Source organism: Pseudoalteromonas sp. ESRF-bin5 (assembly GCF_002632075.1).
In the GTDB taxonomy this organism is placed as follows: domain Bacteria; phylum Pseudomonadota; class Gammaproteobacteria; order Enterobacterales; family Alteromonadaceae; genus Pseudoalteromonas; species Pseudoalteromonas marina.
Window position 1 is genome coordinate 1 of sequence record NZ_NTLW01000247.1, and the last position, 6219, is coordinate 6219.

Here is a 6219-nt window from a genome sequence, read left to right on the forward strand (position 1 = left end):
TATTTAAGAATTTCTGAATTATCTGAGCGACCTCAGTGGTCACCGGTTATGTCTCACTTTTGGCAAGATAACGACGGCTTTTGGTTTTTACGAATAATGGGTAAAGGTAACAAGCTACGGGATGTTACGTTAAGTGATGATTTTGTTGAATATTTAAAACGTTATAGATTATACAGAGGGCTGCCTGCCCTTCCCCGCGTTGATGAAGCCGAGCCACTGGTTCATAAAATTAGAGGCCAAGGTGGTATGACTGTTAGGCAAATTAGGCGATTAGTTCAACAAAGTTTTGATTATGCGCAACAATCATTGTTGGATGATGGTTTTAAAGATGATGCTGAACAACTAGGTGCTGCAACTGCCCATTGGTTGCGCCATACGGGAGCAACACACGATGCGCAAACGCGGCCACTTAAGCATTTATCTGAAGATTTAGGACATGCAAAAATTGCGACCACCGATCAAATTTATATTCAAACAAATATTAAAGAGCGAGCAAAATCCGGAGCTAAAAGGAAAATTTAATGACCTACTTAGTAATAGCGTTTATAGGCGCTTTGTTTTTAATATATTCATTGACGCTTCGCCAACTAGAAAAAAAAGAAGTAACTGGCCCAATGTTTTTTGTTATTGGCGGTATTACATTAGCCAATTTAGTGCCTAATAAAGGTGGTGAGTTAAAAGCGGGCGTTGATTTATTACTGCCGTTTATAGAATTAACTTTGAGTATATTTTTATTTTCAGATGCGGCTAAATCTAAACTAAGTGTATTAAGGCATAGTTTTCAATACCCTGGCTTATTATTATTTGTTGCCCTCCCCTTAACATTATTACTGGGAATAGCAGTTGGTTTATTTTTGTTTGCTGAGCTTTCGTTAATTCAAGCGGCATTAATTGCTATTATTTTAACGCCAACAGATGCAGCACTTAGCAAAGGGTTACTATCAAGCAGTGAGGTGCCCGAAAAAATTCGTGAAGGTATCAATACCGAAAGCGGATTAAATGATGGATTATGTGTACCCGTATTTTTAATATTTATTTTATTGGCAAAAAATCCTGAGTCGGCAATTACAACCTCTCATGTAGTGAGTGTATTTTCAAAAGAGTTAGGTATTGCATTACTTGTTGCTATAATGAGTATTTCGATTTTTATTCCAAGTTTAAATTTTGCAATGAAGCGGCATTACTTTGCACAAAACACTAGCCCATTTTTGTTATTAGGTTTTGCAATGGCGGTATTTTCTGTTACCCAATATTTGCATGGCAGTGGCTTTATTGCTGTGTTTGTAGCGGGTTTATTGTTTGATAAGTTTTCAACTAAAACAGTGCGTACTGAATTAATAGAAGATTCAGAACATATTGCTGACTTTACGTCTCTGATGATTTGGTGTTTGTTCGGTTATGCATGTGCTTATTTAGTATTGCCAAAATTAAATTTTGAAATGGTAACGTATGCATTATTAAGTACTACATTGATAAGAATTATACCTGTAATGTTGTCACTACTTTTTACATCTTTAAATTTAAAAGAGCGTTTTACTTTTGCATGGTTTGGGCCTAGAGGATTGGCCTCAATTGTATTTACTCTTATGGTGATTGATGAGCAAATAGAAAATAAATTTCAGATTGCGAGCATTGCCATGACTACAATTTTGTTTAGTGTATTTATTCATGGCATTAGTACAAAACCGATTGCTGATAGTTTTAAAAATGCAAAGTAAAATAAAAAAGGCGTAACTAAATTTAAGTTACGCCTTTTAAATATGTTTAAAAAAATTTTTAACTTAGTACATGGGCAAGTAATTCGATAGGATGTTTAGGCTTAAACTTTTCATAGCGTTTTACTTGGCTACGGCACGAAAACCCAGTTGACAAAAGTTGCTCTGATTTAGTTTTATCAACTATGGGTTTCCAACTCATTTCGTAAAGTGCGCGTGAGTTATCTTGATTTTGTGCTTCATGTCCGTAAGTACCCGCCATACCACAGCAACCGGTATTAGTTGTATTTAAAGTTAGTCCGATATCAGTAAATATAGTTTTCCAAACATTAGCTGCTTTTGGCAAAGATGTAGTTTCTGTGCAGTGACTTAATAATGTAAATTCAGTTTCATCATTATTATTTGCAGTTAGCCCTTTAAAAGATTGCGTTTCTAACCATTCGTGAGCAAGTTGTACGTTAAAATCGCCGCGGTTATTTTCTAAAATTGTGTTGTATTCATCGCGATAACACATAACCAAAGACGCATCTAATCCCACTAGTGGCGCATTAATATCGTTTAGTTGATTTAAAAATTCTGCGGCATTTTTGGCAGTCACTTTAAATTCGTGCAAAAAACCTTTTACATGTTGCGGTTTACCATTGGGTTTAAAGGGTAACAACATTGGTTTTTTACCAAGTTGAACAATTAAGGTTATAAAACTTTCAACTAGTTCGGCTTCATAAAAGCTGGTGAACGGATCTTGAACTATTAAAACGTATTCACTTTGTTGTTCGGCAGTCAAATTATTTAAAAATTCAAAATTAAATTGCTGTGCTTTGTTTATCCGATTTGCTAGTGACGGAATACTAAGTTGTGGTGTATCAACATAACCCACCGTGTTTTTAATTATGCTGCTAACAAATTTTGTTTTAACAATTGGATTTATTATTTTACCGAATTTAGCCATAAGTGGCGCGCTACTTTCAATGTTACCCACTAAGTAATCTTTTAGTGGACGCGCATAATAACTGTGATAATAATTTAAAAAGCGGGCACGAAAAGTAGGTACATCCACTTTAATAGGGCAAGCAGTTGTACATGCTTTACAGGCTAAACATTCATCCATAGATGCTTTTACTTCGTGTGAAAAATCGTAAATGCCTTTCTTTTTTTCGCGGTTATGTACAAACCTTTCCCACCAGGTAATTACTTCACCTTTATTTAATTCTTTTTCTACACCAAGCAGATCTATGCTTTTAGATTCTTGAAGGCGTAGCCATTCACGCATTAAACTGGCTCGCCCTTTTGGTGAGTTACGGCGATCGCCGGTTACTTTATACGACGGACACATTGGCGAGTTTTCATCATAATTAAAACAAATACCATTTCCGTTACAGGTCATGGCGTTGTTAAAACTCGTTTTAACATCAATTGAAATTTGTTTGTCGAACCACGATCTTTTCTGCCCATCAACACTAACTAGTGAGTCTTCACTATGGATAGGTGTGCATATTTTCCCTGGGTTTATTCGGTTGTATGGGTCGAACGCTGTTTTAATTATGCGCAGTTGGGTAAATAAATGTTCACCAAAAAACTCAGGTCCATATTCACTGCGGTAGCCTTTACCATGTTCGCCCCACATTAAACCGCCGTACTTGGCTGTGAGTTTAACCACTTCATCTGAAATGGTACGTAAAAGTTTTTCTTGTTCAGGATCGCACATATCCAGTGCGGGTCTTACATGTAAAACACCGGCATCAACATGGCCAAACATACCATATTGTAAATTATGACTGTCGAGTAAGGCTCTAAACTCAACTATATAATCGGCTAAATTTTCAGGCGGTACTGCAGTATCTTCTGCAAAGGCCAATGGCTTTTGGCTGCCTTTTACGTTTCCAAGTAAACCAACTGACTTTTTACGCATTGCGTAAATTTTTAAAATGTCACTTTTATCATTTGTTAGCTGGTAGCCTATTACACCATTGGTTTGATTGGCTACACATTCATCTAACAATGTACAAAGCGTGTCTACTTTGTCTTTTATATCGTCAGGTGATACTGCATTAAACTCAACCATGTTGAGCCCTTGCATATCTTTATTTGGTACATCGGTTATTAAGTCCGATACTGAATGCCAAATGATATCTTCGCGAGCAAGGTTTAATACTTTGCTATCGACAGTTTCAACTGAAGTTGCACGGGCATCAACTAAAAATGGAGAGTGTCGAAGTGCTGAATCAAAGCTATCGTATTTAATATTTATAAGTGTTTTGAATTCGGCAATGGGTGTAAGGTTTAATTTTGCCTCGGTGACAATACCTAGTGAACCTTCTGAACCTGTTATTAAACGGCTCATATCAAAAGTAAGTAAGTCATCACTTAGGACGTGCTCTAAGTCATAGCCGGTTAAAAAACGATTTAACCGAGGAAATTTATTTAAAATAGCATCTCGTTCATCAATGGCTATATTAAGTACAGTTTTATATATTGTGCCAACTAGCGTGTCTTGCTCTGCAATTATTTTTGCTTTTTCGACATTTATTGGAGCGGTACTCATTGGTGTACCGTCTACTAAATAGGTTGTAAGGCCTAAAACATGATCGCTTGTCTTACCGTAAACAAGTGAACCTTGCCCTGAAGCATCGGTGCTGATCATACCGCCTATAGTTGCACGATTACTGGTAGATAAGTCGGGAGAAAAGAAAAATCCATAAGGTCTTAAAAAGTCATTTAGCTGATCTTTTATTACGCCAGTTTGAACCCGAACCCACCCTTCTTCGACATTAATTTCGAGAATTTCACGCATGTAGCGGGATAAATCAACAACGATACCTGGTGTTAAAGACTGACCATTAGTGCCAGTTCCACCACCGCGCGGTCCAAATGTTAATGATAAAAAAGGGTCCCGTGATGCAGTTTGCAAAGCAAGTTGAATGTCTTTTTCATTTTTGGGAAAAATGACACCTTGAGGCAATTGCTGGTAAATACTGTTATCGGTTGAAGCGGTAATACGTGTTGCATAACTTGCATCGGTATCACCGGTAAAGCCTTGCTTTTGTAATGTATTTAGGTAATTTGCGACAAGGTCTGACGCGGCATCTTGCTGAGTAATTGTTGCGATCATAACGGCATACTTTTAGACATTTGGTTAATTATATCATGCTGATTGCTAATAGAAATTGAAGAATTTACAGTTTGTAACACTCTTTTAGTCGATTTAAGCGCTGCTGTAATTATAATCAAGTTAACTACATGAGAGGTCATTTATATGAAAAAAATTGTATTACAGATCATGGGTGCGTTATTTATTTTATTAGGATTAATATTTGCGGTTGTACCGGGTCCATCACTTATATTTTTTATGGCTGGTTTATTATGTTATTCGTTTTATTACCCAAAAGTGCGTTATTATTTGACCCTTTGTCAAAAAGCACTGACTAAATCTTGTCAGTATTTAGATAAAAAATTAGCACGCAGTTAAAATAAATTGACCAACAAAAAAGCCAGCAATATATGCTGGCTTTTACATAGCTATAACAGGTTACTAAGCTAATTTTTTAGCTAAGTATAACCAAGTTTCGATTACTGTATCTGGGTTTAATGATACTGAGTCTATACCTTGGTCAACTAACCATGCAGCAAAGTCTTCGTGATCTGAAGGACCTTGTCCACAAATGCCTACATACTTTCCTTTTGCTTTGGCTGTTTGAATTGCCATAGAAAGAAGCTTTTTAATTGCTGGGTCACGCTCGTCAAACAAATGAGCAATTAAACCAGAATCTCGGTCTAAACCTAGTGTTAACTGTGTTAAATCGTTAGATCCAATTGAAAAACCGTCAAAGTGCTCTAAGAACTCTTCGGCAAGTAATGCATTTGACGGCAGCTCACACATCATAATTACTTTAAGACCATTTTCGCCACGTTTTAGGCCATGCTCTTCTAGTAATTCAATTACGCGTTTACCTTCTTCAAGTGTACGTACGAAAGGAATCATGATCTCAATGTTAGTCATGTCCATAGTATTACGCACACGCTTGATTGCCTCACACTCTAGTGCAAAACAGTCGCGGAAGTCTTCAGATATATAACGCGCTGCACCACGAAAACCGATCATTGGGTTTTCTTCTTCAGGTTCGTATTGTTGGCCGCCCACTAAGTTAGCGTATTCGTTCGATTTAAAATCAGACATACGAACAATTACTCGCTCGGGAGCAAACGCACAACCTAGCGTAGAAATGCCTTCAACAAGTTTTGAAATATAAAACTCTACGGGTGAATCGTAACCAGCAATCATGTCGGTTATTTCTTCTTTAAGGGCATCTGTTTGTGCGTCGAAATTTAATAATGCTTTTGGATGCACGCCAATCATACGGTTTATGATGAATTCAACACGTGCAAGGCCAACACCTGAGTGTGGCAAACGTGCAAAGTCGAATGCGCGGTCCGGGTTACCCACGTTCATCATCACTTTCATTGGTAGGTTTGGCATTTCGTCAACACGTGAAGTAAGCACTTCAAA

General features: G+C 37.1%; 5 protein-coding genes. 3 read left to right on the forward strand and 2 right to left on the reverse strand.

Features of this window, described 5'->3' with window-relative positions:
* Both BCG07_RS15275 and BCG07_RS15280 read left to right on the forward strand, forming a co-directional pair.
* Nucleotides 1-522 (forward strand): tyrosine-type recombinase/integrase (locus BCG07_RS15275; RefSeq protein WP_286890950.1); only part of this gene is annotated, 522 nt, incomplete at its 5' end.
* Nucleotides 522-1718, forward strand: a complete 1197-nt coding sequence (locus BCG07_RS15280) for a cation:proton antiporter (RefSeq protein ID WP_286890952.1) — start codon at nt 522-524, stop codon at nt 1716-1718. The genes BCG07_RS15275 and BCG07_RS15280, both read left to right, overlap by 1 nt.
* Nucleotides 1719-1776: 58 nt before the next feature.
* On the opposite strand, the gene ydiJ is transcribed toward BCG07_RS15280, so the two are convergent.
* Nucleotides 1777-4824: a D-2-hydroxyglutarate dehydrogenase YdiJ gene (ydiJ, locus tag BCG07_RS15285; RefSeq protein WP_286890954.1), complete on the reverse strand. Its 3048-nt coding sequence runs from the start codon at nt 4822-4824 to the stop codon at nt 1777-1779.
* A gap of 144 nt (nt 4825-4968) precedes the next feature.
* Between ydiJ and BCG07_RS15290 the strand changes: the two genes are divergently transcribed.
* Nucleotides 4969-5181 carry a PGPGW domain-containing protein gene (locus tag BCG07_RS15290; RefSeq protein WP_286890956.1) on the forward strand — a complete coding sequence of 71 codons (213 nt, stop codon included), beginning with the start codon at nt 4969-4971 and terminating at the stop codon, nt 5179-5181.
* A gap of 63 nt (nt 5182-5244) precedes the next feature.
* Here BCG07_RS15290 and BCG07_RS15295 read toward each other — a convergent pair.
* A partial coding sequence (locus BCG07_RS15295) for a putative PEP-binding protein (RefSeq protein ID WP_353743801.1) occupies nt 5245-6219 on the reverse strand: 975 nt, incomplete at its 5' end.